Source organism: Microbacterium aoyamense, assembly GCF_023155855.1.
GTDB classification, from domain to species: Bacteria; Actinomycetota; Actinomycetes; order Actinomycetales; family Microbacteriaceae; genus Microbacterium; species Microbacterium aoyamense.
On the sequence record NZ_JAKNUT010000001.1, the window covers coordinates 22684 to 47874 of the forward strand.

Consider the following 25191-nt stretch of genomic DNA (forward strand, 5'->3'; position numbering starts at 1 on the left):
GGACGCGCGCGGCCGCATCTGCACTGTCGCTTCGTTCGCTCACGGCGACTTCGACGAGTGTCCGCTATTCCGGGATCTCGCGCTCGCGCACAACGGACGGATCAGTTCGCAAGATCGGCGGTGAACCGTGGCGCTGTTCGTCCCGAACCCTGACGCGGAGTCCGTCGAGGAGATCATCGAGCAGCTGTCCGTCGAGCTCGCCCGCATGTACCGCGACGCTGAGGATGAGCTGATCCGCGAGATCGCGAAGCGCGCCGCCCGAGACATGCAGCTCGCATCGAAGCTGCCGACGGCGATCGCACCCGGCGGGCTGACGGTCGCCGAACGTCGCAGGCAGAACCGCATCCTCGCGGAACTCGCCGCACACCGCGCCGTCGCTGTCCGCGAGCTGCAGAGCCTCGCGGTCGCGACGCAGGAGCGTCTGCGCCTGTCGGGCATGGTGCAGCAGATCATCGAGCTCGCTGCCCGCGAGGGTGAAGCCGCGGCAGCCGCACAGCTCGGCTTCGCGTCTCGCGTGCCGGCGGCTGTTATTCCGCTGCCGTTCCTCGGCGGCGCTGCGGCGACGTCGGCGACGACACTCACCTCTGCAGGCTCGCAGGCGGTCGCCATGGTGGCTCTGTCGCTGCAGAACCGCCTCGATGTGCTGAACCAGCGGATCACCCGCTTCCCGCAGGACGCCTACCAGCGGATCATCGCCCTCCACTCGCCGAACACGCTCCTCGGCATCACGACGTCGCGCACGCAGCAGGCCGCCGCGGTGCAGCGGTTCCTCGCCGAGGGCATCCCCGCGTTCGTCGACCGCTCGGGCCGCCGCTGGACGATCGGCGCGTATGCGGAGATGGCCGGCCGGACGTCGGTGAACCGTGCGTACAACGACGCGGGTGTGTGGCGCATGCAGCAGTCGGGCGTGAACCTCGTCACTGTCGTACGCGGCCTCGACTCGTGCAAGAAGTGCGCGGCCTGGGCCGGGAAGATCCTCTCGACCGATGGCACACCCGCCGGGCCGGTGACGCTCCCCCACGCGACGAACGACAGCAGCGTGACCGTGCAGGTCGCCGCAACGGTCGACGGCGCCAGGAACGCAGGCTGGGGACATCCGAACTGCCGGTGTCGTCTCGTGCCGTACCTGCCCGGGCTCACCGTCCCGCAGGATGACACGACATACGACCCTGAGGCGGAGAAGGAACGCGCTGAGCAGCGTCGCCTCGAGCGGGAGATCCGCGCGGCGAAGCGCCTCGAAGCGACCGCACTCAACGACACCGACCGGGCACGCGCCGCCGCTGGTGTGCGCGAAGCGCAGGCGCAGATGCGGGAGTTCGTCCGCGACACCGGACGGCAGCGTCGCTCCTACCGCGAGCAGCTGCACTTCTCCGACGGCCGCGGCGGACCCATCCGCGCCACCCCAGCCCCGAAGCCGCCGGCACCGCGCACGAGCGTCGACATTCGCATCAAGAAGAACACCGACCTCGGCGCTGCTGTGTATGGTGCCCGCGCATCGATCGCCCGCGTCCACACGATCCCGACGGGCCTCCGGCATCTGCCCGTCGAGACGGCGCGACTCGCGCCCGGTGTGAACGGCGTCTATCGCGGTGGCGCATCACGCCTGCAGATGAGCATGAACGGCCCATCGCCGCGGCTGACGTTCGCGCACGAGATCGGCCACTACCTCGACCATCAGCTGCTGGGCACCACGACCCGCAACTTCGAGTCGCGGCTCATGACGGAGAACGTCACGCGCGATTGGCTCGCGAAGGTCACCGAGACCGCCTCGTATCGGGCGCTTGCGGCACTGAAGGCCGACCCGTTGACGCCGGCCGACATCGTCAAGCACATCGACTACCTGATGAGTCCCGTCGAGCTATGGGGCCGCTCGTACGCGCAGTACATCGCGACCCGCTCCGCCGACAAGGTGATGCTCGCGGAGCTCGCCGCGTTCCGCGCGAGCGAGTCGCCCTGGATCGTGTCGCGACAGTGGAGTACAACGGACTTCGAACCTGTCGCATCCGCGATCGACGAGATCTTCCGAGGGAAGGGGCTGCTGAAGTGATCACGCCGCTGTCCCTCGACGACGTCGAGACTGCCACCGATGCCGAGATCATCGCCGCCTTCATCCAGGACGGCGAGACCGAGGACAGCGCCCGCGCGCACCTCGCGGTGATCCGCGGCCAGCTTCCAGCCGACACGACCGTCGACTGATCCTCCCGCCCCGCGCTCCGCGGGGTCCACCTATGTCCGGGCGTCAACGCGGCTTCTGATCCACGGTTCACGGGGCCGTGGATGTGCTCCCCGCGAAGGCTGTCGATGACGTCCCCAGCGTCATGAGCGCGTGCACCTTTCCACGCGAGACACGACCTGCGCCCGGCCGCGACGCCACGTCACTCAACCGTGCCGCCTGGTAGCGCCGCCTCGAAGCGGTGAGTCAGACCGTCGCCCTCAATCCCCGTGTGCCGTCGACCCTGCGCGTCGGCACACGGCCCTCCGTCCTCACCGCAGGGGTGAGGCGCACCGATCCCGGCAGGCCCGGGGGAAGAAGCAGACCATGACCACCATCCAGCACACCGCGTTCGCGCGCCGCAACTGCGACGGCCTTGCGCTCACCCGACCGACCCGCTTCGACGTGGCCGGCATCCGATTCTTCGACGGTGAGAACGGCGCAGCGGGCGCCGGAGACGCCGCCGCACAAGCAGCGGCCGCGCAAGCAGCTGCAGCCGCGGCGAACGCCAACGCGAACAAGGACGGCGCGGCGAAGCCCCCGTGGGGTGACGACCCGACGAAGTTCGACCCCGACAAGGCGTGGAACCTGATCCAGAACGTCAAGGGCGACTTGGCGCAGGAGAAGGCGAAGCGCGACACGGCGATCGCCGACGCTGTCGCCGCGGCCGAGAAGAACATCCTCGGCAACATCGCGAAGGCGCTCGGCGGCGGCGAGCAGGTCGAGACCGACCCGGCGAAGCTGCAGGCGAGCGTCGCAGACCTCACATCGAAGGTCGGTGAGAAGGACACTGCTCTCACCGCAGCCGCCGCGCAGGTGAAGGCCGGTCAGGTCGCACTGCAGGTCGCGATCCTCGGCGCGCCGCTCGGCGCGAACATCCCACTTCTGCTCACCAACGAGCAGTTCAAGACCGCGATCGCGTCGGTAGAACCGACCGATCAGGCCGCCATCACGGCGGAGATCACCAAGGCGCTCCAGGCGAACGCCGCCCTCAAACAGCCCCCCGCCCGGTCAGGTGCCGGCGATCACACGGGCCCGACGGTGGAAACCCTCGAATCTCAGCTGAAGGCAGCCGAGGAAGCGAAGGACTTCTCCGCGACCATCCGCCTCAAGCGCGCCATCGCAGCGGCGAGACGCGCGCAAGGGGCATAGCCCGCCGCACCCGCGGCACAACCCAAGGAGGCCAGCATGGCTGGAATCACCGGGCAGGGGACCACCTACAACCTGCCCAACTTCGTCGGCGAGCTCTTCCAGGTGAGCCCGTCGGAGACGCCCATCCTCTCGACCATCGGTGGCCTCACCGGCGGCGAAGAGGTCAAGTCGGTCGAGTTCGAGTGGCAGGAGGAGGACCTCCGCAACTCGCAGGAGAACCGCTCCCGCCTCGAGGGCGCGAACGCCCAGACGTCGGACCACCGCGTCCGCCGCAACGTGAAGAACGTCGTCGAGATCCACCAGGAGACCGTCGAAGTGTCGTACACGAAGCAGGCGGCCACCGGCCAGACCTCGGGCGTGAACAACGACCAGACCAACCCGGTCACCAACGAGATGGACCACCAGCTCGAGCTCGCGCTCAAGGCGAAGGCCGTCGACATCGAGCTGTCGTTCCTCCTCGGGCGCAAGAACGTGCCCGTCGACAACACGACCGAGCGGCGCACCGGTGGCCTGATCGAGGCGATCTCCACCAACGTCATCGATCTCGGCACGGCGTACGCGTCGCTGTCGGCATCGACCGACACGGTCACGCACACGTCCACCCCGCTCGCGGACAACGACGCGATCCGCTTCACCTCGGTGGGCGCCTCGACGACCGTCCGCCTCGACCGGGTGTACTACGTCGTGCAGAAGTCGACGAACGCCTTCAAGGTCTCGGCCACGAAGGGCGGCGCGGCGATCACGATCGGCACCGCGACGGTCTCGGTGTCGAAGCTCATGGGTGGCGCCGCATCGGGTCCTGTGAAGGACACGTACGACGCGCTGTTCGAGAAGGTGTTCCAGTCCGGCGGACTGGGCAACGACACCGCCTCGATCGTCGTCGGCCCGCGCCAGAAGCGCAGCCTCTCCACTGCCTACGCGAAGGCGTTCGGTCAGTACCAGGAGCAGTCGCGCGAGGTCGGCGGCGTCAACCTCACGACGATCATGTCCGACTTCGGCGTGTTCAACGTGATCCTCAACCGGTGGATGCCGGCGGACGCGTTCATGGTCTCGACGCTGTCGCAGCTCAAGCCGAAGTTCCTCCGCGGCGAGAACGGCCACTTCTTCACCGAGCCTCTGGCGAAGATCGGCGCGTCGCACCGCGAGCAGCTCTACGGCGAGGTCGGCCTCGAGTGGGGCAACGAGCGCGCACACGGAATCATCCGCGGCCTGGCTGTGGACCCCGTCTGGGCGTAAGCCCTTCCCGGTGGGCCGGGGTCACACACGCCCCGGCCCACCAACCCCGCAGTACCCACGCGACAACCTGCAGGAGGTCATCATGTCGCTCACCATCAAGCACCCTGACGCCGACTTCACGGGCGAGCACTCCGGTCTCGTCTTCACGGACGGTGTCGCCGAGCTCGCCGCGCTCGAGGAGGAGGCTCGCGGGCCACTCCTGGACAACGGCTTCACCATCGAGGGCGAGGACGACGAGATCGTCACCGTCGAGGTGGTCGAGGTCGAGGCACCCACCGACAAGTGGACTCACGAGCAGATCGACGAGTTCGCGGCGAAGTTCGAGATCGACCTCGGCGACGCCACCAAGAAGGACGCCAAGCTCGCCGCGATCGCGAAGGTGATCGAGGAGCGCACCGCCGCCGCGGAAGCGTCCGGCACCCTTCAGTAGCTCGCAGGCTGTGGCGCGGCGTGATCCGCTCCGCCGCGCCACAGCACCACACGAGGGAGACATCATGCTGCACATCCAGCACCCGCGGCCAGAGCTCGGCCGCGTCGAGGCGTTTGGCCTCGAGTTCATCGACGGCACCGCGCGCGTCGAGGAGCTGCACCCCGAACGTGAGCTCGCGCTCCGTCAGCACGGCTTCACGGTCGAGACGTTCATCGATCTGACCACGCTGTCGAAGAAGGACCTTCTCGACATCGCCGAGACCGAGGGCATCGCTGTCCCGTCGAAGGCGACCAAGGAAGAGATCGTCGACATCCTCGCCGCCCGTCCCGCGCAGCCGATCCCCGGCAGCGTCGACAACGGCGACGGCAGCTTCACCGCACCGGGCCGCCAGGACTGACATGACGATCCGCGTATACGCGACCCCCGACGACTACAACGAGGTCGCCGAGGAGCCCGTCGAAGACACGACGCTGATCGCGAAGCGTCTTCGGTCGGCGTCGGTCGAGGTGGAGAAGCTCACCCGCCGCGCGTCGTACACGACCGACGAAGACGGCTTCCCCACCGACGAGACGATCTCGGACGCCTTCACCGAGGCGACGTGCGCGATCGTCGAGCACTGGCAGGACACCGACGACCCGCGCGGCGTGGATGCCGCGTCGGGCGCCGTGTCGATCCTGTCCGTGTCGCTCGGCACGACCTCGTCGGGCAAGAGCGGGCTCACCGAGCGGGACAAGCTCGCGCAGCGCATCGGCGACAAGGCGATCGACATCCTCACGAACGCCGGCCTCATTGGCTCAGCGGTCGCTCACTCGTAGGAGGACCGGATGCCGCGTCTACGCAGAAAGCACCTGCCGCACCGGGTCACCGTCACCCCGTTCCTTGGTGACGGCGCGGAGGGCGACCTGTGGGGCGCGCCGATCCCGGACGTGCCAGCGTACGCCGAGCAGAAAAGCCGCCTGAAGGTCGACCGGCGCTCCACCTCCGCAACATCCGGGCAGGAGATCACCTCGTCGACCACGGTCGTATTGCTCCCGGAGCATGACCTGCGGCCGCGGACCAAGGTGACCGTGTGGAAGGGCACCCCGCGGGAGCGCACATCCGAGGTGATCGATTCCGCTCTCGGCATGTACAACCACCGCACCCCGAATCACGTCGAGCTGTACCTCGAGTAGGAGGCCGCTGTGGGTGTTCGGATCAACGTCACGCTGCAGGGCGGATTCGCGGCGCTCGGCGACCAGCTCGCGGAGCGTGTCATGCGCGGCGAGGATCTCGCGGCGCAGCGACTCCTGACGCTCGCCGTCGACCGATCCCCCTGGGATATCGGCACACTCGCCGGCGCGCACTCCGTGGAACCAGCGAGCGACCCCGACGAGGGCGCTGCGCTCGTCGTCGACACGCCCTACGCGGCCCGCCTCCACGAGCACCCCGAGTACAACTTCTCCACCGACGAGAACCCGAACGCGCAGGGCAAGTGGGTGGAGAACGCTGCCATGGAGAATAAGACCGAACTCGGGCAGATCATCGCGAAGACGGCGCTCGATGGCTGACGCACCCGAGATCATCCTGAACCGCGCGATCGCGCAGCTGCTGCACACCGCCAATCTCGCCGTCTACCAGCCGACGGGGTCGATCCCCGCGAAGGGCATCCGCCTCGACGGCATCATGCCGACCATCGACGAGTTCACGCTCCTCACCGCGCTCCGGCCAATCCCCGACGGCCGCGCCGACATGGTCTACCGCACGCAGATCTACACGCGCCGCCAAGGCTCACCGAACGTCGCCCGCCAGTGGGCCGCCGACCTCCGCGCGGTCCTCGATCAGACCGAGTACACGCCGAACGTGCTCGGCATCTCGTGGGCGTGGGAGTTCTCCGCACTCGACTTCGACCCCGACACGCAGGGCCGCTCAGCGGTCGCAGCGACCTACCACTTCCGCGGCCGCCGGCCGTAGGAACCGCGCCGGAAGCGCCGGCATCCAACCAGAGGAGGACGGCCATGGCCGACACCACCATCTACGACACCATGGCGCCCTCGGTGGGTTCCGTGGCGCTCGCCCACCAGCGACTCATCCGACTCAAGGTGTCGGGCGTGTTCACGAACATCACGGGCGACGTGAACAACCTCGCCCTCAACCCGACGAAGATCACCGTCGCACGCGAGGTGTACGGCCAGAAGGGCCGCACCAGCGAGGACGTGATCGGCTACAACTACGCGCCGACGTTCGACGTCGAGGTCGTCCGCGATCCCGTCACGAAGCAGATCGTCGCAGCGCAGGCGTGGTTCAAGGATCTCGTCAACGCGGCGTTCTCCGAGGGCGAGGCGAACAAGCGCGAGTTCCAGCTGTTCACGGACGCGCTCGACGACACCATGCCGGTGCTGCAGGGCAAGTTCTCTGTCGCGTACTCGGAGGCGAACACCGGCTTCGCCGACAAGGGCGTCGTTCGGTTCACGCTCGCGAGCGATGGTGTCGTGCCGAAGATCACCTCGCCGCTCGCCGGCAGCCTGGTGCCGATCATCGAGTCGGCGTCGCCGTCGGGCCTCACGGTCGGCGACCTCATCCTCATCCGCGGCTACAAGTTCACGGGCGTCACGGCGATCACGATCGACTCGCAGAACGTGACGAAGATCCGCATCGAGGACGACAACACCCTCGTCGCGCTCATCCCCGCGTCCGTGTCGGGCGCCGCGGCGATCATCGTCACGAACGCGGCCGGCGCCTCGGCGTCGTTCCCCTATACAGCCGCCTAAGTCGGTGTCGGGGGTCTCTCGTACGCTCGCATGAGAGACCCCCGCACCTGCGTCAACAGGCCGGGGGCATGGCCGACTGGTTAGGAGTCGACGTGACCGATCGTACCCACTCTGAGTCCTGGCTGCCCGTACGAGGGTTCGAGGGTCGCTACGAGGTCTCAGACCTCGGCCGAGTCCGTTCGCTTCTGACCGACAGAGTCCTCAAAGCCACGTTCAGCCGCTACGCGACGGTGAGCCTACGACGCGACGGCCGCACTCTCACGTGCAACGTGCACACCCTCGTTGCACGCGCCTTCATCGGTGAATGCCCGCCCGGGCAACTCGTGCGCCACCGCGACGACGACCGCCGCAACAACGCCGCGCGGAACCTCGTGCACGGCACTCAGAGCGACAACATGTTCGATGCTGTCGCCAACGGGGTGCATCCGACTGCCTCGCAGACAATGTGCAAACGCGGTCATCCGTTCACCGACGAGAACACCTACCACGGCACCTACACCGCGACAGACGGTGCAAAGCGGCCGCGTCGCCAGTGCCGCACCTGCACCAACGCCCACCAGCGGGCGTACTCGATCCGAAAGGCCGCAGCGTGACCACCGCCACCAAAGTTGGCAGAGACCTCCACATCACCCCGTTCGAGGGGATGGACCCGATCGTGGTCCGTCCCCTCCCGGGGCGTGCAGGCGTCCAGATCACGAACACCTACCTCGGTGTCGCCGCAGGGCAGAACAAGGCCAAGGAGTGGACGGACGCGCTGATCATGGCCGTCGACGGCGCCCGCCAGAACTCGCTCACCGGACTCTGGGAGCCGGTCCCCGAGGCCGAGCAGCTCAACTACGCCCGCATCGGCAACGAGCTCTCCCAGGACGAAGCCGAAGCCGTCATCATGCCCGCGTTCTTCTGGCAGACCATCCTCGGCCTCGACGGCGTGAAAGCGTACATCGAGGGCGGTGAGGGTCTCTCAGGCACCCTAAAAGCGACGGGGGCGCTGTCGCGCCGGCTGGGGCTCTTGAGCCAGCCGACATCGCCCAGTTCGGTCTAGGCAGGCCCGACGAGAACGGCGTCTACCCGGAGTACTTCTACCCCAGGGAGTGGAAGGAGCAGCGCGCCGCTGCCCTGAAACGCGCTGCCGCCGCACCTGGCCCGCTCGACCTCACGGCCCGCGACCTGCTCGACCTCATCTGGCCGGAGCTGTTCGGCGAGGTGGAGCTCGACCTCGCGCAGTCGGGCCTGATCCCGGATCTCGATCAGACGCTCGACACCCGCCCCTGGCATTTCGTGCGCACGGCGCTCTACCGACTCCCCGACATCGACGGCACCTGGGTGCAGAAGGCGGTGAGGGATGTCGTTCGACGCCGGCGCGCTGATGTTCCGCATCCAGACGGTCGGGGCGAAGGTCGCCCAGGCGGAGCTGAAGCAGCTTGACGACCAGGTCAAGAACACCACGAAGTCCGCGAAGGAGTCGAAGAAGCCCCTCGACGAGCAGGCGAAGGCGACGGAGGAGGTCGGCAAGAAGTCTCTCACTGCCGCCCAAAAGCAGCGTCTGCAGGAGAAGGCTGCGCGCGAGCAGAAGCAGGCGGCGGAGGAGCAAGCCCGAGCGTTCAAGGAGCTCTCGGGGATTCTGATCGGGGCAGGCGTCGCAGTCACGGCGCTCGTCACCCTCTCCGTGGTGAAGTTCACGCAGTTCGACGCGCAGATGTCCAATGTTCGCGCGGCGACGATGTCGACTGCGGCGGAGCAGAAGCTTCTCGGCGAAGCAGCGCTGCAGGCGGGCGCTGACACCGCCTATTCGGCGACCGAGGCGGCGGCCGCGGAGGAGGAGCTCGCGAAGGCGGGCATGAGCGTGTCCGACATCGTCGGCGGCTCCCTCAACGGTGCACTCGCACTCGCCGCCGCCGGTCAGTTGCAGGTCGCCCGGTCCGCCGAGATCATGGCGACCACCCTCAAGCAATTCAAATTGCCTGCCGAGCAGGCCGCCCATGTGTCCGACATCCTCGCGGCTGGCGCCGGTAAGGCGCAGGGCTCCGTCGACGACCTGGCTCTCGCGCTACAGTACGTCGGGCCCGTGGCAGCTGGGCTGAACATCTCGCTCGAGGAGACGGGCGGCACGCTCGCCTACCTCGCATCGCAGGGCATCCTCGGCGAGAGGGCCGGCACCGGCCTCCGCGGCGTGCTCATGTCGCTCACGGCACCGTCGGCGATCGCCACCCGCACCATGGGCGAGTACGGCATTGAGATCTTCGACGCCGCAGGGAACATGAAGTCGATGGCGACGATCTCGCAGATCCTGCAGGACCGTCTCGGCGGCCTCACGGAAGCGGAGCGTTCCGCAGCCCTCGGCCGGATCTTCGGTAATGAGCAGATCACGACCGCCCGCATCCTGTACTCCGGCGGAGCGAAGGCGATCGACGAGTGGACCGACGCGGTCGACGACAGCGGATACGCCGCGGAGCAGGCCGCGATCAGGCAGGACAACCTCGCGGGCGACGTCGAGAAGCTCGGCGGCGCGTTCGAGACCGCGCTCATCAAGACCGGCTCAGGGGCGAATGACACTCTGCGCGAGATGGTCCAGACGATCACTGAGCTTGTCGACTGGTACGGGGAGCTGCCGGACGAGGTGCAGGCGACTGCGTTGGTCATCGGCGTGGCCGGAGCTGCCGTGTTGCTGTTCCAGGGCTCTGTCCTGGGGCTCACGGCGAAGTTCGCGGAGCTGAAGAAGACGCTCGACGCTGCAGACATCAGCCTGGGCCGGACCGCGCTCACTGGCGTAGGCGTCGGCATCGCACTCGCCGGAGTTATCACCGTCGTCTCCCTCCTCGCGCAGAAGCAGGCAGAGGCTCGGCAGCGCGCCGAGAGCTACGCGTCGGCGCTGAAGCAGGGTGCCGACTCTGTGCGGGAGTTTGTCGCCGCCGAGCTGGAGCTCCGGCAGAGCGCCCTCGGTCTTGAGTACGACTCTGCGTACGAGGCCGCCGAGAAGCTAGGCATCGGCGTCGACCTGGTCACCTCCGCAGCGGAGGGCAACGCGGCCGCGATGAAGCAGCTCAAGGAGGAGCTCGCAGCCGGGGGCTTCGGATCGGACGAGTTCAAAGCGAAGCTCGACGAGCTGGGCCTGACGCTCACGGAGTACTCGCTGCTGTCGACCACCGTCACTCAGGCGGTCGAGGGTCTGAACGAAGCTCGCGATCGCGGCACGAAAGCGAACGAGCGGGCCAACGAGGTCACCGAGGACGGTATCGATTCGTCCAAGACTGCCGCCGAGGCGTACATGACGACCTCGGATGCGGTGGGAGATCTCGAGGGCAGCCTGTCCGAGCTGATCGACACGATCTTCGAGGCGAATCGCTCCAATCTCGACACCCGCGAAGCGAACCGCCGACTCATCGAGTCGTTCTCCGAGTTCGACGCAGCCCTGGCTGAGCATGGGAACTCTCTCGATCTGAACACCGAGGCCGGTCGCGAGAACGAGGCGAACCTCGACGCCATCGCCGAAGCGGCGATGGACGCGGCGAAGGCGACGAGCGAGAGTGGTGGCGGGTACGAGGAGTACCGGGCTTCGCTGGAGTCCTCACGTCAGTCTCTGCTCGACCGCATCAACGACCTCGGCATCACAGGTCAGGCTGCGGAAGACCTCGCCGACAAGATCCTCGCCATTCCGACGGAGTCAGAGTGGAAGATGGTCGCGGAGGTCGACGAGGCCGCGACGAGGATCGAGCGCATCCAGAACGCGATCGCCGCGCTGAACGATAAGACGATCACGGTCACCGTCGCCCGCCCCGACGGGACACCGCTGTCCGACCAGCAGATCGCGAACCAGTTCGGCTTTGGTTCGGCGGACGGCAACCTCATTGAGTCGTACGCCAACGGCGGGGTTCGCGAGAACCACGTCGCGCAGATGGCGCGCGCCGGCGCTTGGCGGGTGTGGGCGGAGCCGGAGACCGGCGGTGAGACGTACGTCCCGCACGCGCCGTCGAAGCGTGCCCGCTCTGAGCAGATCATGTCCGAAACGGCGCGAATCTTCGGCGGCACGTACATTCCGGCGGGTGCCGCGCAGTACGCGAACGGCTCCCCCGTGAGCAGCGCACCGTCTCGCGCCCCTCAGCCGACAGTCGTCGAGGAACACATCCACTTGAACGTCGACGGCCGCGAGCTCATCGAGGTCATCCGCCGACATGACAGGAGCGTCTGAGTTGATCCGTTTGGGCCGCGTGGGCGATGGGGCCATTTTCGGGACGACGTCGTGGCAGGACCGAGGGTCTCGCGTCACGGTGGGCCTGGAGACGAAGGTCGGCGCGTTCGCTGATGCGGTGATTCTTCGTCAGCAGATCCTCGGGTACGTCGACAATCCCGACGAGCTGTTCCTCCCCTTGGTGTCCGACGAGGACTCCAGCCGTGACGGCTACTACCGGCTGCTGGGCGCATCGGTGACACCGCACGCTGCCGCCTACTTCGACGGCGTCGTGTACGCCGAGCTCGAGCTCGAGCGGGTGCTGAACTTTCAGGCGCCGCTGATCGAGATCGCGTCGGTGGGCGCGATCCGGACGAACGCGCACGGGATCACGACGGCCGCGCCCAGGTCGATCGGGTTCCCGAGCGGCGCGACGGACTTCGTCGAGCATGCGGCGAGTGGGTCCACGTTCATGCGGATCGAGGACCAGGATCGCGGCGCGGCATCGGTGCAGACAGGCTCGGCATCCCGGTTCGATGGGGCGTGCTCGTGGCTGTACATGTGCGAGCCGGAGGACTTCTACAACGGCGCGGCGACGATCCTGTTCACGGATGACCTGCTGTCGACCCCCGATGTCGTGCAGACGGGCCGCCCCGCGGGCGTGCATCTGGGCTCATCCGTGAAGCTGTCGAACGATCTGGTGACGTTCGAGTCGGCGATGACGAATCCGCTGTCTCCGCGATGGGTGTGGCGGATCACGGTAGCCGGTCTGCCGACAGTCGAGTTCTTCCCCACGGTCAACGACATCTACCTTCGGACGAAGTCCCTCGTGGTGCTGCGCAACAGTCCCGAGGCGGTCGCGATCCGTGTCCGCGCACACATTCAGGCATCGCCGACGATCATCCTCGGCAACGTCGAGGTGACGTTCAATCTGCGGCGCGGTGACCGGATGGTGTCCGCGCACATGGTGAGCTCCTACGGAGCGCCGAAGGTCGAGTCGACAATGGCGACATCGTCGCAGACGAACGGTGGCATCATCACCGCGGTCACGAGCGGGTCGGCGCTTTTCGCCTCACCAGTGGCGATCGGCGTCGCCTCGGGGAAGTTCAGTCCCACGTCCGTGAACCAGGAGTTCCCTCTCGGGTTCGGTGCCATGCTGTCCAGCTCCCCGGACACCGCCGCCGAGGCGATCGCGTCGTACTTCTGGGCGTCAGAGCAGCGGCAGTCGGTGGTCGTCCCGTGACAGTGCAGGAACGCCACATGGCGCCGGGGCGAGTCGACTTCACCCTGCGGGATGAGTCGCCGCGGCACGTCGTGGAGCTGTGCCGGCCGCTCGTGCAGGGGCAGGGGTTCGGGACGATCGTCGTCACCCCAACCCGGCTGCCGATGCGCGACGTCGGCACGGCTGCGATCCTCGCGAACGCGCGCTTCTCGGGTCGACTCACGGGCCGTGAACGGCGCACCCGCGTCTCCGGTGACGGCATCGTCGGCCAGCTCGGCACGGACAACAACCAGGGCACGGTCATCGCGCCGCTGAGCACACCGACGACGTTTGCGACGTGGGCGACGGCGCTGCTCCCGACCTACTTGAATGCGGGCATCACCCCAGCGGCTGGCGGCGGGTCCTACACGAAGGACTTCAAGGCGGTGACGGTGCGTGCCGCGCTCGACGAGGTGTGCGCGTTCTTCGGTGGCGAGTGGCGGGTGCGTCCGAACTTCACCCTCGACGTCGGCACGCGCGCGCAGTTGTTCGTCACGACCCCGAAGACGGTTGTCGTCTCCCGCCGCGGTGAGGGCAGTCGCGAGCTTCACCTCACGGGCCTCGTCGGCGACCTGTCGCTGTCGGAGGACCTCGAGGACTGGGAACGGTCGCGGATGCTGTACTACGGCTCCGGCACCACGTCCGTGGAGCAGGGCGGGTTGACGGTCGCCGCGGCCGACGTCCCGTTCCGGGAGCCGGACGGCACGAGCGCAGAGATCCGCCGCATCACCGAGGACAGCCAGATCACCGCCTCGGCGGACGCGCTCGGCCTCGCTACCGCTGAGTGGGGCAAGGTCCGCTACGGGCACCGCGAGTTCCGCGCGAGCGTGGACGCGTACGACGTCGGCATGCACGTCGGTGTCGGAGATTCCGTCTGGGTGTACGCGCCCGAGCAGGGTGTGTTCAACATCGCCAACCAGGTTCGCTATCGAGGCGGGGTGATCTTCCCCGAGTCGATCCGCTGTGTCGGCCGCACCTGGCCGATCCGCGAGGGCATGGGCATCTACTTCCGCCGCTGGGTCAACAACGGAACCACCACGTGGGGTGAGGACTGGGTCGACCTGTCGCCCTATGTGTTGCCCGAGACCGGTGACGCGACGCTCGAGCTGTTCGCCGTGCCGAGGAAGCTGAAGGTGGCGTGATGGGCGGATACGGAAACGGTCAGGTCCCGCTCGGGCAGCTCGTCTACATCGGCCCGGAGCACTACCTGCTGCCGGGTGTGAATGCGCACTGGCAGGGTCTTGTGGGTGAGGCCCGGGCATCGTACGGCGTGACGCTTCGGATCACGGGCGGGTGGAACGGCTATCGGCCGCTCGCCGCGCAAGAGCAGTACCTGCGCGACAACTACACCGCGCACGTCCTCCCCGTCGCCGGGTACGAGTACTACTGGGGCGGCCGCTGGTGGAAGCGGCGCCCGGGGAAGCCGAAGGCCGCGAAGCCGGGCACGTCGCCGCACGGTGCGTACGGTGCCGTCGACGTCGCCAACTGGCGCGACCTCGCCCGCACCGAGCGTGAGGCGTGGGCGATCTTCGCCGCGCTCTGCGCCAAGTGGCGGTTCGCGACCCAGCGGGTGCCGGGCGAGCTGTGGCACATCGAGTTCACGGGTGACCCGTGGGCGATCCCATCGTGGGCGGGCAGCGGCTCGAACACCTTCGAACCAAATCCAGAACCTGAACCACAGTCCGAGGAGGACGACGACATGCCGAAGAACTCGCTTGCGACGTACCGCAACGACACCACCAGCCCCAAGCCCACGTACACGGCACTCGTCTACAACGCGGGGTCGGGGTTCAACGTGGAGTTCACGAACGGCGCCAATGACACGCCGTTCACCGACGGCTATCTGGCGAACCTGCGCGCATCGCACGACACCGGCCCGGCGTTCGCGACGAGCAAGGGCGCGGCGGACGTCATCAAGGCTGCGTGCGCCAAAGTCCTGGCGGGCGGGTGAACCTCGACGCCCCACCCTGGCTCGTCGCGTGGCTCGACGCCGTCTCACTGTGGGACCTGATCCTCATCGTCGCCGCGGTCGTCGCCGCGGTGCTCTTCATCTACAAGAAGGGCTGGCGGACCGTCGTTGCACTCGCGCGAGGGATCATCCAGTCGGCTGCGATCCTCGTGTCGGTGCAGGGGCTTCCGTCGTTCATCGAGCGGTCGGACAACCGGCACGAGGAGCTCGCGAAGAAGGTCGACGGGATCTATCACGAGCTGCACCCGAACGGTGGCACGTCAATGAACGACGGGCTCAAGCGGGTCGAGAACACGACCGAGCGGCTCGAGCTCGGTGTCCGCGGGCTCTACGACCGGGTCGCCGAACTCACCGACTCAGATGAGCAGCTCCGCGCCGCTGACGCGAAGCTTCGCGCCGACCTCGAGTCCACGCTCAATCCCGAACCGCTCGAGGCGACCACCACCCGCCGCAGTCTCCGTGCAGCTCGCGAGCAGCAAACCATCACCGAGAACGACATCCCCAACTGACCAGGAGGTCATCGTGAAGAAGTTCCTCACGCCCATCCGCGACTGGTTCACCGCCGGCCGCCGCGTCGCGCTCTACGCCGTCGCTCTCGCGCTGCTCCCGCTCCTGCAGCGGCTCGGCGTCGTCGAGCAGTCCGCGATCGAGCCGTGGCTCATCATCATCCAGGCGGCGCTGCAGGTCCTCGCCGGTCTGCTGATGCTCGCGAACCTCACGTGGCAGGACGCCGCGACCTGGTTCCAGCGTGGCGGCCGCGCGGCGATCTACACGCTCGGCGGCTTCGTCGCCCCCGCTCTGACGACCCTGGGCTACTTCACGCCGGTGCAGGCGGAGAACGCACTGCAGACCCTCTCGGATGTGCTCGCGATTGCCGCGGCGCTCCTCGCGGCCCTGTACATCACGCCGTCGCCGACGCCCGCACGCGAGAACCCTGACGGCTCCTTCGACGTCACGTCGCTGCCCGACTTCTGATGCCATGACCCGCGAGCAGTGGGTCCTCCTCGATCTCGCACTGTGGGATCTGGATCTGCTGCTCGCGGTCACCATCGTCACCGTGTTCGTCCTCCGATCGTGAAGGAGAATCATGCCTGTCCCGAACTACGCCACCCCTGTCGAGGTGTACGCCGGCGACGGCTGGGCGCAGACCTTCCGGTTCAAGTCCAACGAGACCACCCCCGAGGACCTGTCGGCGTGGATCGACTGGAAGTCTCAGTGGCGAGCCGGCACCCGCACCGTCGACCTCGCCGTCGACACAAGCCACGCGGTCGCGGGCGAGATCACTGTCCGTGCGACGGGAGCCCAGACGCGAGAAATGGGCGGCGATGGGATCGCGGACATCCAGGCGGTCGAGACAGTCGACGATGACCCCAGAACGTTCGTGCGGTTCCGTACCGCGTGGCGGAACGACGTAACGCGATGAGCGAAGTCGTCGAGGTTCTCGTCGAAGCGCCTGTGGTCGAGGTCATCGCCACCCCCACAGTCATTGTCGAGGTGGCCACGGGACAGCGAGGCCCATCGGGCGGCTCGCCGGAAGCGATCGCCGCGGCCGTCGCCGACTACCTCGAGCAGAACCCACCCGCCGCTGGCGCGACGCACGCGCAGATGGTCCCGTCCGCGTCGTGGGTGATCCCGCACACGTTCGGCCGCATCCCCGCCGTGACGCTCTACGTCGACGGCGAGCAGGTCGAAGCCGACGTCACCGCCACCACGACAACCGTCACGGTCAGCTTCCCCACACCGACCACGGGCCTCGCGGTCCTGAACTGAGAGCAGGCACTCATGGCGAAGAAGTTCCTTACCGGGATCGACGTCGCGTCGCAGAAGATCACCAACCTCGCCGACGGCACCGCCCCCGCCGACGCGGTCACGAAGGCGCAGCTCGACGCGATCGCCCGCGGCCTGGACTGGAAGAACTCCGTCCGCGTCGCGACGACGGCGAACATCACCCTGTCGGGCACGCAGACCATCGACGGTGTCGCGCTCTCAGCGGCCGACCGGGTGCTGGTGAAGGATCAGTCGACGGGCGCAAACAACGGCATCTACGTCGTCGCAGCTGGCGCCTGGTCGCGCGCGGCGGACTTCGACGACAGCGTCGAGGTGACCGCGGCCGCATCGATCCCCGTCGAAGCGGGCACCGTCAACGGCGACAAGGTCTTCATCCTCACCACTGACGGTGCCATCACGGTCGGCACGACGGCGCTGACGTTCACCCAGCTCGGCGGATCCGGCGCGACCTACACGGCCGGCGACGGTCTCGACCTGTCCGGGTCGTCGTTCTCCGTCGACCTCAAGGCGGGCGGCGGTCTGACGATCGACGCGACCGAGCTCGCCGTTTCGATCGCCGATCTGCGGTCGCTGGGCGTCGCGGTGAAGTACGCCGTCAACGTCCCCAGCGGCTCGACGTCCGCGACCATCACCCACAGCCTCGGCACCCTCGACGTCACCGTCGCCGTGTACGAGATCTCCAGCGGCGTCGAGGTGGAATGCGACGTCGTGCTCACGTCGACGAGCGTCGTGACGCTGACGTTCGCGGTCGCGCCGACGACGAACCAGTACCGCGTCGTCGTCACGGGCTGAGCTCGTGGCACGGAAGCAGGTCGGTGCGGCAGCATCCGGGTCGACCGACGTCGTCACGGTCGCCGACATCGCCGCCGCCAAGCTCGTCACCGAGAGCGCGCAGACCGCGAACTACACCCTCGTCCTCGCCGACGGCGGCAACGCCGTGTCGATGTCGAACGCCTCCGCGCGGACCATCACGGTCCCCCCGAACTCGACCGCCGCGTTCCCGGTCGGCACGGTCATTGAGTTGCTGCGGCTCGGCTCCGGGGCGGTCACGGTCGTCGCGGGATCTGGTGTGACGATCCGCACCGCGGGCGGTCTTCTCGCTCTCCGTGCCCAGTACAGCGCCGCCTCGATCCGCAAGCGTGCGACGAATGAGTGGGTGCTGGTGGGTGACCTCGCGTGAGCCTCCTCCTCGCACGCCGTGGGGCGATCGCTGTGCGGTCGTCGCTCGGGAGCCCGCCGCTCGCTGAGTACCCCTTCAACGAGCAGACGGGCGTCGTGTCGGCGGACATGTCCGGCAACGCCGCACCGAACGCCGACGTCTTCGGCTGGTCAGCGAGCGGCGGGGACGGCGGCTCGGGCGGTGTCGTCACGAGCATCGCTGACGGGATCGCCGCGGGAGTCTGGGGATTGGGGCTTCCGGCTTCCACCTCCACATGGACAGTGCGCTGCTGGGCGCGCGCCGCGAACCTCACCGCACCGACGACCAGGTTCCTGTTCGCGGTCGCCGACGACGCCTACGCCGACATCTGGTGCGACCTCCGCGTCGACACCGCGGGCGTGCTGCGTGGTGTCGTGCAGAACCCGACCGGCTGGTCGACGCTCTACAACGGCAACTTCGGAACCGCCGACACCAACGGCCACAAGTTCGCGATCGTCCGCAACGGCACGTCCGTCCTGTTCTACCGAGACGGCACCCTTCTCGGAACCGCGACCGGCCTATCCCGCCCCCCACAGTCCACACTCGCGATCGAGATGGGCGGCAACGACGGCGGCTCCACCCTCGTCTACGCCGACAGCCTCCGTATCTTCGACCGCGCCCAGTCGGCCGCCGAAGGTGCTGCCTGGGACTCGATCACCCCCTGACCTGAAGGAGACACACATGGCCATCGGATTCTCACGCACGAAGCAGGACTTCGACCAGCGCGCCGGATCTATCGCGCTGCAACTGCGCGACACGCTCGCGCACGCCACCCGCTTCCGCGCACTACTCGACACCATGACCGAGCAGGACCTCATCAACCTCGGATACGACGCCAGCGAGGTCGCGATCCTGAAGTCGGCGTTCACCGACCTCGACAACCTCGGCAAGATCGCCAACGGACAGAGCACACAGGCGCAGGCTAACGACTTCTTCTTCTGGGCCAAGCAACTCGTCGGCGTCAACTGAGCTTCGGCTGCGCGGATGGGGGCGCTTCGTCGTTTCAGCGCCCCGCCTTCCTCGCTGCTCGAGCGAGGGCTCGGTGCTGGTGCCAGATCACCACTCGGTCGACGTAGGACCAGCTCTTGCTCCAAGCCCGTCGAGTCCAGCGTTTCTGAAAACGGAGCTCCCATCCCCACGGGGTGATGCGAGTGAGGTACCGGAGGCGGGAGCGGCGACCGTATCGCATGTCGATGACGATGGTCATATCTCGGCGATCGCGCCTCTTCGGGCGGCGGCCCACGCGACCTTTCAACCTCTCTTTACCGCCCATCGTCGAGGCGTCGATTCGAACGCGCCACTCGCTGACGGGTCCGAAGTCGACGGTTCCTTCGATCGGCTCTCCCATGGAGGTAAACCATGGGAGGTATTGCAGCATTGCCCCGCCACGCCCTTCGATCCACGCGCTGCATTGCAGTGCTGGCTCGCGCGCGACATTGATCCTCCAGCTGGGGAATCCCAGCCACGCGGGCTCAAGCTTCAACGCGACTTCGTACTCCTCCAGGGTGCCGCTGCTCCCGAGCACGGTTATCCGCCCGATCCGTGCAACGACCGAGTACCAGAAGCTCGCGAACGCGCCTACACCTGCGCCAGCAAGGAACACCATGATCGGCCAGACCCATCCGGCCCACACTTCGAGCATGCGATCACAATATGCTCACACCTGAAACGTACACACGAACCGCCCCTCTCCGGCATGAGCCACAGGCTCACAGCTGGGGAGGGGCGATTTCGGCGTGAGAACGCCTCTAGATCTCGTCCTCTTGCTTCGTCTCTTTCCCGCGGCGCGACAGGTTCCATCGAACGCCAGCGAGGAAGTTGAGGACCGGGTAGCTCAGGAACACGGTTCCTGCGATGTTGTTCTGGAAGACCCAGAAGGAGACCGCCGATCCAGCAAGGCAGATGACGAACAATGCGGGCTGGATGATCGCGGACCGCTTGTTGCTGTCGATCCCCGCCTGGACAACAAGGTCGCGACGCTTCGATTCATCCGTCCTCGGCGCCTCAGCCATGCGCATGATGCGTTCCTGCTGATCGGGCGAGTATTCGTGAAGATCCTTCGCCTGCGGAACGGGCCCCGAGAAGCTCTCGCCGAAGACCTGAACAGCCTCGCGAACCGCACCCTCAACAGCGCTCTCGACAGCGGTCTCGATGAGCTCCGCAACAACCTGCGGAGTGACGTGCTTTAGCTCGCCAGGCGAGTCTCCCTGATCGCGATCGAGCTCGCCGACACCTTCGTGATCGGCGTCGTCGGGATCGGCTCTTGGTTGTTCATCTGGTCGACCAGGTCCTGCATCTGCAGATCCGGGTTCAGCAGAACCGATCGGAGCCCCGACGGCACCGCGGGGATCTTCGGGAATGTCCGGCGATTCGTCCGGTTGGGTCGCATGATCGTCACTCAACTCGCCTCCCCAGGTTGAGAGCAGCGAGGGGGTTCGCGGCTCCTGATGTAACTATGACACAAGCCGGCTATGCGCAGGCTGTTGATTTCTGTCCTCTCTTCGGGGGACATTTGTCCGTTTCGTGACGGCGTTGCGCCACACGACAGTGTCGCGCCGCCCTCCCTGCGCTTCCCATTCGACGATCACGACCCGGTCGTTCCATCCGGCGGCGAACGCTTCGATGCGCGTCGCGGGACCGTCGGACCAGGACACCCACGCCCACACGGGCGGTTTGTCCTTCGACCACTCGATCGGCTGTGGACCGTACGCCTGCCGGGGGAGCGTGACGAGCCTGCCGCCGGCCGCGGCCTGCGCGATCTTCTCGTCGTTGAGCCGGTCGTAGTGCGCTTCGTAGCGGCGGTTCTTCGTCACCTCGGGCCGGGTTCCTTCCTCCGGCCGAGAGGATATCCAGGCTACCCGGTGGGCGCCGACATGATCAGGCGCGATCGGGTCGGGTGACCTCGACGCCGGATGCTTCCTCGATCTCCGCGACCGTGACACCGCCGGCGATTGCAGCGGCGATGGCATCGTCGAGCGCCTTGTGAGCGGCGTCGAGAGCGAGCTCGAGCGAGTCGACCGTGTGCGCCGTGTGCACCACGCTGAGCAGCAGTGGATTCATGACGGTCACGGTACCGCTACGACCTCCACGGACGTATGCTCAACGACGAACGCCCCCCATGGCGAAACACCTGGGAGGGCCCGTTCTTCTGATGTCAGGTCGTGTAGCAGGTGATGTCGCGGCCGATCAGGTTGCCCTCCGTCACGGTCGCAACTCGGTCAGCGCCGCTTCGCGCCAGGCACTCGCGCACCTGCAGGATCCACCAGTCGGCGGCGCTCTCCCGGTCGAACACGGCAGACTCGCGAGACTCAACCTCCGCCTTGTCCTCAGCGAGGGTGGCCTCGGCAGCTTCAAGAGCTGCCTCGCGCTCCGCCAGTTCGTCACCGGCGCCCCGCATCTCTTCCTCCAGTTGCTCGTAACGCTCCTCCGCAGCGTCCCGCCCAGACTGTGCCGCGCTGAGCCCCGTCTCCGCGCGCTCGAGCTCCTGCTCGATGCCGTCGGCATACTCGTTGGCCGACATCAGCCGTGGTGCGAAGACGAGCGACGTGAGACCGATCCCGATGACGAGCGCTACGACGCCGACCGCGATGTACTTCGTCATCGGCTCCGTCAACCACTTCGGCCAGCGAGGCGGACGCACTTCGTCCACAGTCGGCTTGGTCGTTTGAACATCCTTGATCTCGGTCCCCATGGGCGCGAGCATATCGGCGGCAGCACCTGAGGCACGAGCGTAGATGTCGGATGCCGCATGCAGGATGATGCGATGGGGACTGGGGAGTTGCTCGACTTCGAGCGCGCATGGCCACGTCACAGCACACGCAAGGAGACGGCGATCCGCGATCGAGGGCTCACGCCGGCACGGTACTACCTGCTCCTGCAGCGCGCGGCCGCGTCACTCGAAGGGCAGGAGCACGATGCCATAACCGCTCATCGCGTGAGTCGTCGCGGGTGGCGACAATTGGGCCCATGATGCAGCCGGACTCCGAGAGGTTTGACGAGCTCACGTCGCGCGCTTACGTCCGCGAAGGTCGACCTCCGACCATGGATGAGTGCATTGCGGAAGCGCTAGCGATCTACGTTCGCTCGTGGTACTCGGACCGCTGCATTTGGTGCGGGTCAGAGCGATCGGTTGGGAGTGGACCGGCCGCCTGCGACTGCGGATCTACCGCCGCTCACGCATCTTCTCTACCTTCGCCTGGAACAGGCGATCATCGATGAGAGCGTTCCTCACCGCCATCTTGATCACGAAGTACAGGACGACCAGCCCCAGTGCGCCCAAGATTACGGTCGCGATGATGTAGCTCCACAGATCCATGCCTGCATCCTATTGCGCGGAAAACGATGGGTAAGCGATGGGATGCGGCGATCGGAAGGCCCGACCTCCCAGTGTTTTGTAGCGGGAGCGGGGCTTGAACCCGCGACCTCACGAGTCTCAACCGGTGTATCCCTACTCATCCCGGCTTTGCTCTCTTATGCCGTCTGATCAGCCTCGAACGCGCGCACTGATGCTCGGTTCTTCCCTGTGATCGGTGTTACTTCCCTCTGATTCCGATGGGTATCCGATGGCCGCGCCCCCATCGCCTCCAGCAGATCGCGGACGTCGGGCGCGAGGGTTGTTCGCGGCAGGTAGTGCGCCTTGGTCACCCGTGAGTCGGCATGCCCCAGCAGCCCAGCGGCAAGCTCAGGATCCTTCACCAGCGCGGCTGCAGTCTTCCGGAACACGTGCGGGTGCACCCACTCGTACCCGGCCCGCATCTTGAAAGCGTCCCACCCCTTGCGGAAGTTGTTCGGGTCGCGGACCTTGGCTCGCGCTGACGCGAAGACGAGATCCGGATGCCGCGCCTCCAACTTCCGGATGCGAAGGCTCCGAGCGACGAACTCTGGCAGCGGAACCACGCGGCGAGACGAGGACGTCTTCGGGTGCTCCTGGATGATCATCCCGCGGCCCTTGACGAAGATCACTGTCGCGCGAATCGAGACGGTGGGCACTGGCGCGTCGAGGTCAAGATCGCGCCATCGGATCGCGAGCGCTTCCCCGATGCGCGCGCTCGTTCCGAGCATGAAGTCGACGCCGTGCGGGATGTCCCTAGCGACTGCATCCGCATCGGCGTACAGCTGCACGCGCATCGCCTGAACTGCGCTGAGGCTGAGCGCCTCGACCTCCTTCCTTTGCACCCGCACCGGCGCGACGTCTCGGATCGGGTTGGCTCCGAGCGCTCCGAGACGAGTGGCGAGGCCGAGCACGCCGGAGAGCACTGTCTTTGCGTGCTTCGCCGCGGAGGGACCGTGCGAGTTGGCGGTCGTCTTCAGGAATCGGTCGCACCGCGCGACGGAGACCTCTCTGAGTGCCAGCATGCCCATTCCCGGCAAGACCATGAGGTCGAGCACTTCTCGGTAGCGGCGCTCAGTGTTGTACGCCTTCGCGCCGGCGATCTCGTCCTGGAACCACTGCTCTGCGACAGTCTTGACCCGCGAGTCTGCATTGATGTCATCGCCGTGCACTCTCGCTCGCTCGAGCAGGGCTTCCTTGAGAGTGGTCTCCGCCTTAGCGCCAGAGGCGCCGGCACGCTCCACGATCCGCGTCACGCCGTCGTAATCGCGGAATCGCGCGTAGGCGACCCATTGCCGCGATGAGACTTCTTTTCGGCGGATGGCGCCCCAGGTGCCGATCGGCAGCGGCGGGCGAGCCATCATGCCACCTGCTCTCGATGCGCCCACTGGCCGGCACCCATCCGCGGACGTAGGTAGACCGTGTCGTCGATGCGCTGCAGCGTGCGTTGATAGGCCTCAACAAGCTCGAGCAAGACGTTGAGCTCCACCGCCATCGCCTCGGAGTGACCGTGATGGATGACCTCGGCGCGCTTGTACGACTCAATGTCGATCAGGTGGAGGGCAGCCCATTCGTCCGCACGTCGCTCCTGCTTGCGATTGACCGGCCCGAACATGCTAGGCACGTCGGCAAAGACAGCGTGAGCGCATTCGTGCGCCAGCACGGAACGGTGGGCGCGCTCCGGCAGTCCCATCTGCACTCGAATGAGCTGTCGACGATGGTCGTACTCGCCATCGCGATCCGGTGGCATCTGGACGTACTTGACCTTCACTCCCAGCGCGTCAAGCACCGCAAACGTCTGATTGGTCACGGCTCCTCCGGCAGGTGTCCATCGTCGCGCTTCGATCTTCTGTGCGCGGCCATCGCATTCTCACCGGAGGCAGGGACAGTGAAGTCCACCGCGACCACGTTGTTTGGGGTCTCAAGTGCGGCGCGCGTTCTCCGAGCCAGTTCGTACATCAGGTCTTTACCCGACCATCCGCTAACAAGCGAGGCGAGTGCGTCGACATCGTTTGTGTCGACGGCGCGCTTCCCGTTCGAGCGCTCGGATACGTAGCCCTCGTTCCGGCCGAGTCGCGTCGCCAGTTCAGCGCCCGTCACCTTGTTGGCTTTCATGAAGCCTCGGAACTCAGCGGAGAAGGCAACGGCGAAGTCGCTCATAGGTGGGAACTTGTCTGCCATAGCCATGATCTTGGCATATTCGCAACACTCTAGGCAATTGCCAATTCTTTGTTGCGGAGAACCTTGGGTTATGCAAAGCTTTGGATATGCCAAGCTCTCAGGATTCAGCGACGAAGTCGATCCGGCTACACCTCGCGGCACGCAATCGGCCCGCCTCCTGGCTGGCTGAGCGCCTCGGCGTTTCGCCGTTTTGGGTCAGCCGGCGGATGTCGGGCGCCACGACCTGGGATGTGGATGATCTCGACCGAATCGCAATCGTCTTCGAGACCTCGCTCGACGGGCTGTTGGCCGACGCAGAGGCCGTGGCGTGATGGGCCGACTTCTCAGCGTCACAGACATGGCCGCGCTGCTCGGCGTGTCCGTGAAGACCGTGTACCAGTGGCGTTCCCGGCCGATCCCCTACGGGCCGCCGGCGATCAAGGTCGGCAAGTACCTCCGCTGGAAGCCCGAGGTCGTCGAGGCATGGATCGACGCTCAGGAGCCGGAATCCAACGTCACCCCGATCCGACGGGGTGCCTGACA

Annotated in this window: 37 protein-coding genes; 28 read left to right on the forward strand and 9 right to left on the reverse strand. The window is 66.8% G+C overall.

Annotated features, from left to right (window positions below):
• Positions 1-127 precede the first annotated feature (127 nt).
• The 25 genes from MA876_RS00200 to MA876_RS00320 all read left to right on the forward strand — a co-directional run bounded on the left by MA876_RS00200 (position 128) and on the right by MA876_RS00320 (position 19127).
• A complete protein-coding gene (locus tag MA876_RS00200) occupies positions 128-2047 on the forward strand; it encodes a phage minor capsid protein (protein WP_248144978.1) in 1920 nt (639 codons plus the stop codon).
• Positions 2044-2196, forward strand: coding sequence for a hypothetical protein (locus tag MA876_RS00205; protein ID WP_248144980.1), 153 nt, complete (start codon positions 2044-2046; stop codon positions 2194-2196). The genes MA876_RS00200 and MA876_RS00205 overlap by 4 nt, the downstream gene beginning before the upstream one ends.
• 343 nt (positions 2197-2539) lie before the next feature.
• Complete coding sequence (locus tag MA876_RS00210) at positions 2540-3364, forward strand: hypothetical protein (protein ID WP_248144982.1); 825 nt, start codon at positions 2540-2542, stop codon at positions 3362-3364.
• 36 nt (positions 3365-3400) lie between these two features.
• Positions 3401-4600 carry an SU10 major capsid protein gene (locus MA876_RS00215; RefSeq protein WP_248144984.1) on the forward strand — a complete coding sequence of 400 codons (1200 nt, stop codon included), beginning with the start codon at positions 3401-3403 and terminating at the stop codon, positions 4598-4600.
• A gap of 82 nt (positions 4601-4682) precedes the next feature.
• Positions 4683-5030, forward strand: a complete 348-nt coding sequence (locus tag MA876_RS00220; protein ID WP_248144986.1) for a hypothetical protein — start codon at positions 4683-4685, stop codon at positions 5028-5030.
• A 64-nt stretch (positions 5031-5094) separates the two neighbouring features.
• Positions 5095-5427: a Rho termination factor N-terminal domain-containing protein gene (locus MA876_RS00225; RefSeq protein ID WP_248144988.1), complete on the forward strand. Its 333-nt coding sequence runs from the start codon at positions 5095-5097 to the stop codon at positions 5425-5427.
• A 1-nt stretch (position 5428) separates the two neighbouring features.
• Positions 5429-5845 (forward strand): hypothetical protein, encoded by a 417-nt coding sequence (locus MA876_RS00230; protein WP_248144990.1) that lies wholly within the window; start codon positions 5429-5431, stop codon positions 5843-5845.
• 9 nt (positions 5846-5854) lie between these two features.
• On the forward strand, positions 5855-6202 hold the full coding sequence (locus tag MA876_RS00235) for a hypothetical protein (protein ID WP_248144992.1): 348 nt from the start codon (positions 5855-5857) through the stop codon (positions 6200-6202).
• Between the two features lie 9 nt (positions 6203-6211).
• On the forward strand, positions 6212-6577 hold the full coding sequence (locus tag MA876_RS00240; protein WP_248145000.1) for a hypothetical protein: 366 nt from the start codon (positions 6212-6214) through the stop codon (positions 6575-6577).
• Entirely contained in the window at positions 6570-6980 is a 411-nt protein-coding gene (locus tag MA876_RS00245) for a hypothetical protein (RefSeq protein ID WP_248145001.1), read from the forward strand. Before MA876_RS00240 ends, MA876_RS00245 begins: the two co-directional genes overlap by 8 nt.
• 44 nt (positions 6981-7024) lie before the next feature.
• The gene (locus MA876_RS00250; RefSeq protein ID WP_248145004.1) at positions 7025-7777 is read left to right on the forward strand and encodes an IPT/TIG domain-containing protein; all 753 of its coding nucleotides are present in this window, start codon (positions 7025-7027) and stop codon (positions 7775-7777) included.
• A 92-nt stretch (positions 7778-7869) separates the two neighbouring features.
• Positions 7870-8370 carry an NUMOD4 motif-containing HNH endonuclease gene (locus tag MA876_RS00255; RefSeq protein ID WP_248145006.1) on the forward strand — a complete coding sequence of 167 codons (501 nt, stop codon included), beginning with the start codon at positions 7870-7872 and terminating at the stop codon, positions 8368-8370.
• The gene (locus tag MA876_RS00260; RefSeq protein ID WP_248145008.1) at positions 8367-8819 is read left to right on the forward strand and encodes a hypothetical protein; all 453 of its coding nucleotides are present in this window, start codon (positions 8367-8369) and stop codon (positions 8817-8819) included. Before MA876_RS00255 ends, MA876_RS00260 begins: the two co-directional genes overlap by 4 nt.
• A 300-nt stretch (positions 8820-9119) precedes the next feature.
• Complete coding sequence (locus MA876_RS00265) at positions 9120-11963, forward strand: phage tail tape measure protein (RefSeq protein ID WP_248145010.1); 2844 nt, start codon at positions 9120-9122, stop codon at positions 11961-11963.
• A gap of 118 nt (positions 11964-12081) precedes the next feature.
• Complete coding sequence (locus tag MA876_RS00270; RefSeq protein ID WP_248145012.1) at positions 12082-13185, forward strand: hypothetical protein; 1104 nt, start codon at positions 12082-12084, stop codon at positions 13183-13185.
• Between the two features lie 17 nt (positions 13186-13202).
• Positions 13203-14345 carry a hypothetical protein gene (locus MA876_RS00275; protein WP_248145014.1) on the forward strand — a complete coding sequence of 381 codons (1143 nt, stop codon included), beginning with the start codon at positions 13203-13205 and terminating at the stop codon, positions 14343-14345.
• Positions 14345-15154, forward strand: coding sequence for a M15 family metallopeptidase domain-containing protein (locus MA876_RS00280; protein WP_248145016.1), 810 nt, complete (start codon positions 14345-14347; stop codon positions 15152-15154). The genes MA876_RS00275 and MA876_RS00280 overlap by 1 nt, the downstream gene beginning before the upstream one ends.
• Positions 15151-15681 (forward strand): hypothetical protein, encoded by a 531-nt coding sequence (locus tag MA876_RS00285; RefSeq protein WP_248145018.1) that lies wholly within the window; start codon positions 15151-15153, stop codon positions 15679-15681. Before MA876_RS00280 ends, MA876_RS00285 begins: the two co-directional genes overlap by 4 nt.
• A 13-nt stretch (positions 15682-15694) precedes the next feature.
• A complete protein-coding gene (locus MA876_RS00290) occupies positions 15695-16147 on the forward strand; it encodes a hypothetical protein (protein WP_248145020.1) in 453 nt (150 codons plus the stop codon).
• Positions 16148-16259: 112 nt separating this feature from the next.
• The gene (locus tag MA876_RS00295) at positions 16260-16595 is read left to right on the forward strand and encodes a hypothetical protein (RefSeq protein ID WP_248145022.1); all 336 of its coding nucleotides are present in this window, start codon (positions 16260-16262) and stop codon (positions 16593-16595) included.
• Positions 16592-16942 (forward strand): hypothetical protein, encoded by a 351-nt coding sequence (locus MA876_RS00300; RefSeq protein WP_248145024.1) that lies wholly within the window; start codon positions 16592-16594, stop codon positions 16940-16942. Before MA876_RS00295 ends, MA876_RS00300 begins: the two co-directional genes overlap by 4 nt.
• Before the next feature lie 12 nt (positions 16943-16954).
• Entirely contained in the window at positions 16955-17752 is a 798-nt protein-coding gene (locus MA876_RS00305) for a hypothetical protein (protein ID WP_248145026.1), read from the forward strand.
• A 4-nt stretch (positions 17753-17756) separates the two neighbouring features.
• The gene (locus tag MA876_RS00310) at positions 17757-18140 is read left to right on the forward strand and encodes a hypothetical protein (protein WP_248145027.1); all 384 of its coding nucleotides are present in this window, start codon (positions 17757-17759) and stop codon (positions 18138-18140) included.
• Positions 18137-18823, forward strand: a complete 687-nt coding sequence (locus MA876_RS00315) for a LamG-like jellyroll fold domain-containing protein (RefSeq protein WP_248145030.1) — start codon at positions 18137-18139, stop codon at positions 18821-18823. Before MA876_RS00310 ends, MA876_RS00315 begins: the two co-directional genes overlap by 4 nt.
• A gap of 16 nt (positions 18824-18839) precedes the next feature.
• Entirely contained in the window at positions 18840-19127 is a 288-nt protein-coding gene (locus MA876_RS00320; protein WP_248145031.1) for a hypothetical protein, read from the forward strand.
• Between the two features lie 34 nt (positions 19128-19161).
• Here MA876_RS00320 and MA876_RS00325 read toward each other — a convergent pair whose 3' ends face one another.
• The 5 genes from MA876_RS00325 to MA876_RS00345 all read right to left on the reverse strand — a co-directional run bounded on the left by MA876_RS00325 (position 19162) and on the right by MA876_RS00345 (position 21849).
• Positions 19162-19800, reverse strand: coding sequence for a hypothetical protein (locus MA876_RS00325; protein WP_248145033.1), 639 nt, complete (start codon positions 19798-19800; stop codon positions 19162-19164).
• 106 nt (positions 19801-19906) lie between these two features.
• The gene (locus MA876_RS00330) at positions 19907-20560 is read right to left on the reverse strand and encodes a hypothetical protein (protein WP_248145035.1); all 654 of its coding nucleotides are present in this window, start codon (positions 20558-20560) and stop codon (positions 19907-19909) included.
• Positions 20561-20611: 51 nt separating this feature from the next.
• Positions 20612-20971 carry a hypothetical protein gene (locus MA876_RS00335; RefSeq protein ID WP_248145037.1) on the reverse strand — a complete coding sequence of 120 codons (360 nt, stop codon included), beginning with the start codon at positions 20969-20971 and terminating at the stop codon, positions 20612-20614.
• Positions 20972-21035: 64 nt separating this feature from the next.
• Positions 21036-21218 (reverse strand): hypothetical protein, encoded by a 183-nt coding sequence (locus MA876_RS00340; protein WP_248145039.1) that lies wholly within the window; start codon positions 21216-21218, stop codon positions 21036-21038.
• 94 nt (positions 21219-21312) lie between these two features.
• The gene (locus MA876_RS00345; protein ID WP_248145042.1) at positions 21313-21849 is read right to left on the reverse strand and encodes a hypothetical protein; all 537 of its coding nucleotides are present in this window, start codon (positions 21847-21849) and stop codon (positions 21313-21315) included.
• Positions 21850-21921: 72 nt separating this feature from the next.
• On the opposite strand from MA876_RS00345, the gene MA876_RS00350 reads away from it, so the two are divergent.
• Positions 21922-22128, forward strand: coding sequence for a DUF3263 domain-containing protein (locus MA876_RS00350; RefSeq protein ID WP_248145043.1), 207 nt, complete (start codon positions 21922-21924; stop codon positions 22126-22128).
• Between the two features lie 192 nt (positions 22129-22320).
• Here the strand turns inward: MA876_RS00350 and MA876_RS00355 are convergent, their stop codons facing one another.
• The 4 genes from MA876_RS00355 to MA876_RS00370 all read right to left on the reverse strand — a co-directional run bounded on the left by MA876_RS00355 (position 22321) and on the right by MA876_RS00370 (position 24669).
• Entirely contained in the window at positions 22321-22473 is a 153-nt protein-coding gene (locus tag MA876_RS00355; protein ID WP_248145045.1) for a hypothetical protein, read from the reverse strand.
• Between the two features lie 155 nt (positions 22474-22628).
• Positions 22629-23744, reverse strand: coding sequence for a tyrosine-type recombinase/integrase (locus tag MA876_RS19190; RefSeq protein ID WP_248144908.1), 1116 nt, complete (start codon positions 23742-23744; stop codon positions 22629-22631).
• 104 nt (positions 23745-23848) lie between these two features.
• Complete coding sequence (locus MA876_RS00365; RefSeq protein ID WP_248144910.1) at positions 23849-24298, reverse strand: ImmA/IrrE family metallo-endopeptidase; 450 nt, start codon at positions 24296-24298, stop codon at positions 23849-23851.
• Positions 24295-24669 (reverse strand): hypothetical protein, encoded by a 375-nt coding sequence (locus MA876_RS00370; protein WP_248144912.1) that lies wholly within the window; start codon positions 24667-24669, stop codon positions 24295-24297. The genes MA876_RS00365 and MA876_RS00370 overlap by 4 nt, the downstream gene beginning before the upstream one ends.
• 86 nt (positions 24670-24755) lie before the next feature.
• Here MA876_RS00370 and MA876_RS00375 point away from each other — a divergent pair, with 86 nt between their 5' ends.
• A complete protein-coding gene (locus MA876_RS00375; RefSeq protein WP_248144914.1) occupies positions 24756-24980 on the forward strand; it encodes a helix-turn-helix domain-containing protein in 225 nt (74 codons plus the stop codon).
• Positions 24980-25189, forward strand: a complete 210-nt coding sequence (locus MA876_RS00380) for a helix-turn-helix transcriptional regulator (protein WP_275561502.1) — start codon at positions 24980-24982, stop codon at positions 25187-25189. The genes MA876_RS00375 and MA876_RS00380 overlap by 1 nt, the downstream gene beginning before the upstream one ends.
• Positions 25190-25191 lie beyond the last annotated feature (2 nt).

Coding starts and splice junctions, on each gene's coding strand:
- MA876_RS00265 (WP_248145010.1), top strand. CDS start 9,120: ATGTCGTTCGACGCCGGCGCGCTGATGTTCCGCATCCAGACGGTCGGG.
- MA876_RS00370 (WP_248144912.1), bottom strand. CDS start 24,669: ATGGCAGACAAGTTCCCACCTATGAGCGACTTCGCCGTTGCCTTCTCC.
- MA876_RS00320 (WP_248145031.1), top strand. CDS start 18,840: ATGGCCATCGGATTCTCACGCACGAAGCAGGACTTCGACCAGCGCGCC.
- MA876_RS00295 (WP_248145022.1), top strand. CDS start 16,260: ATGCCTGTCCCGAACTACGCCACCCCTGTCGAGGTGTACGCCGGCGAC.
- MA876_RS00220 (WP_248144986.1), top strand. CDS start 4,683: ATGTCGCTCACCATCAAGCACCCTGACGCCGACTTCACGGGCGAGCAC.
- MA876_RS00280 (WP_248145016.1), top strand. CDS start 14,345: ATGGGCGGATACGGAAACGGTCAGGTCCCGCTCGGGCAGCTCGTCTAC.
- MA876_RS00275 (WP_248145014.1), top strand. CDS start 13,203: ATGGCGCCGGGGCGAGTCGACTTCACCCTGCGGGATGAGTCGCCGCGG.
- MA876_RS00300 (WP_248145024.1), top strand. CDS start 16,592: ATGAGCGAAGTCGTCGAGGTTCTCGTCGAAGCGCCTGTGGTCGAGGTC.
- MA876_RS00350 (WP_248145043.1), top strand. CDS start 21,922: ATGGGGACTGGGGAGTTGCTCGACTTCGAGCGCGCATGGCCACGTCAC.
- MA876_RS00345 (WP_248145042.1), bottom strand. CDS start 21,849: ATGGGGACCGAGATCAAGGATGTTCAAACGACCAAGCCGACTGTGGAC.
- MA876_RS00250 (WP_248145004.1), top strand. CDS start 7,025: ATGGCCGACACCACCATCTACGACACCATGGCGCCCTCGGTGGGTTCC.
- MA876_RS00245 (WP_248145001.1), top strand. CDS start 6,570: ATGGCTGACGCACCCGAGATCATCCTGAACCGCGCGATCGCGCAGCTG.
- MA876_RS00355 (WP_248145045.1), bottom strand. CDS start 22,473: ATGGATCTGTGGAGCTACATCATCGCGACCGTAATCTTGGGCGCACTG.
- MA876_RS00305 (WP_248145026.1), top strand. CDS start 16,955: ATGGCGAAGAAGTTCCTTACCGGGATCGACGTCGCGTCGCAGAAGATC.
- MA876_RS00215 (WP_248144984.1), top strand. CDS start 3,401: ATGGCTGGAATCACCGGGCAGGGGACCACCTACAACCTGCCCAACTTC.
- MA876_RS00210 (WP_248144982.1), top strand. CDS start 2,540: ATGACCACCATCCAGCACACCGCGTTCGCGCGCCGCAACTGCGACGGC.
- MA876_RS00375 (WP_248144914.1), top strand. CDS start 24,756: ATGCCAAGCTCTCAGGATTCAGCGACGAAGTCGATCCGGCTACACCTC.
- MA876_RS00235 (WP_248144992.1), top strand. CDS start 5,855: ATGCCGCGTCTACGCAGAAAGCACCTGCCGCACCGGGTCACCGTCACC.
- MA876_RS00380 (WP_275561502.1), top strand. CDS start 24,980: ATGGGCCGACTTCTCAGCGTCACAGACATGGCCGCGCTGCTCGGCGTG.
- MA876_RS00325 (WP_248145033.1), bottom strand. CDS start 19,800: ATGCTCGAAGTGTGGGCCGGATGGGTCTGGCCGATCATGGTGTTCCTT.
- MA876_RS00340 (WP_248145039.1), bottom strand. CDS start 21,218: ATGAATCCACTGCTGCTCAGCGTGGTGCACACGGCGCACACGGTCGAC.
- MA876_RS00230 (WP_248144990.1), top strand. CDS start 5,429: ATGACGATCCGCGTATACGCGACCCCCGACGACTACAACGAGGTCGCC.
- MA876_RS00225 (WP_248144988.1), top strand. CDS start 5,095: ATGCTGCACATCCAGCACCCGCGGCCAGAGCTCGGCCGCGTCGAGGCG.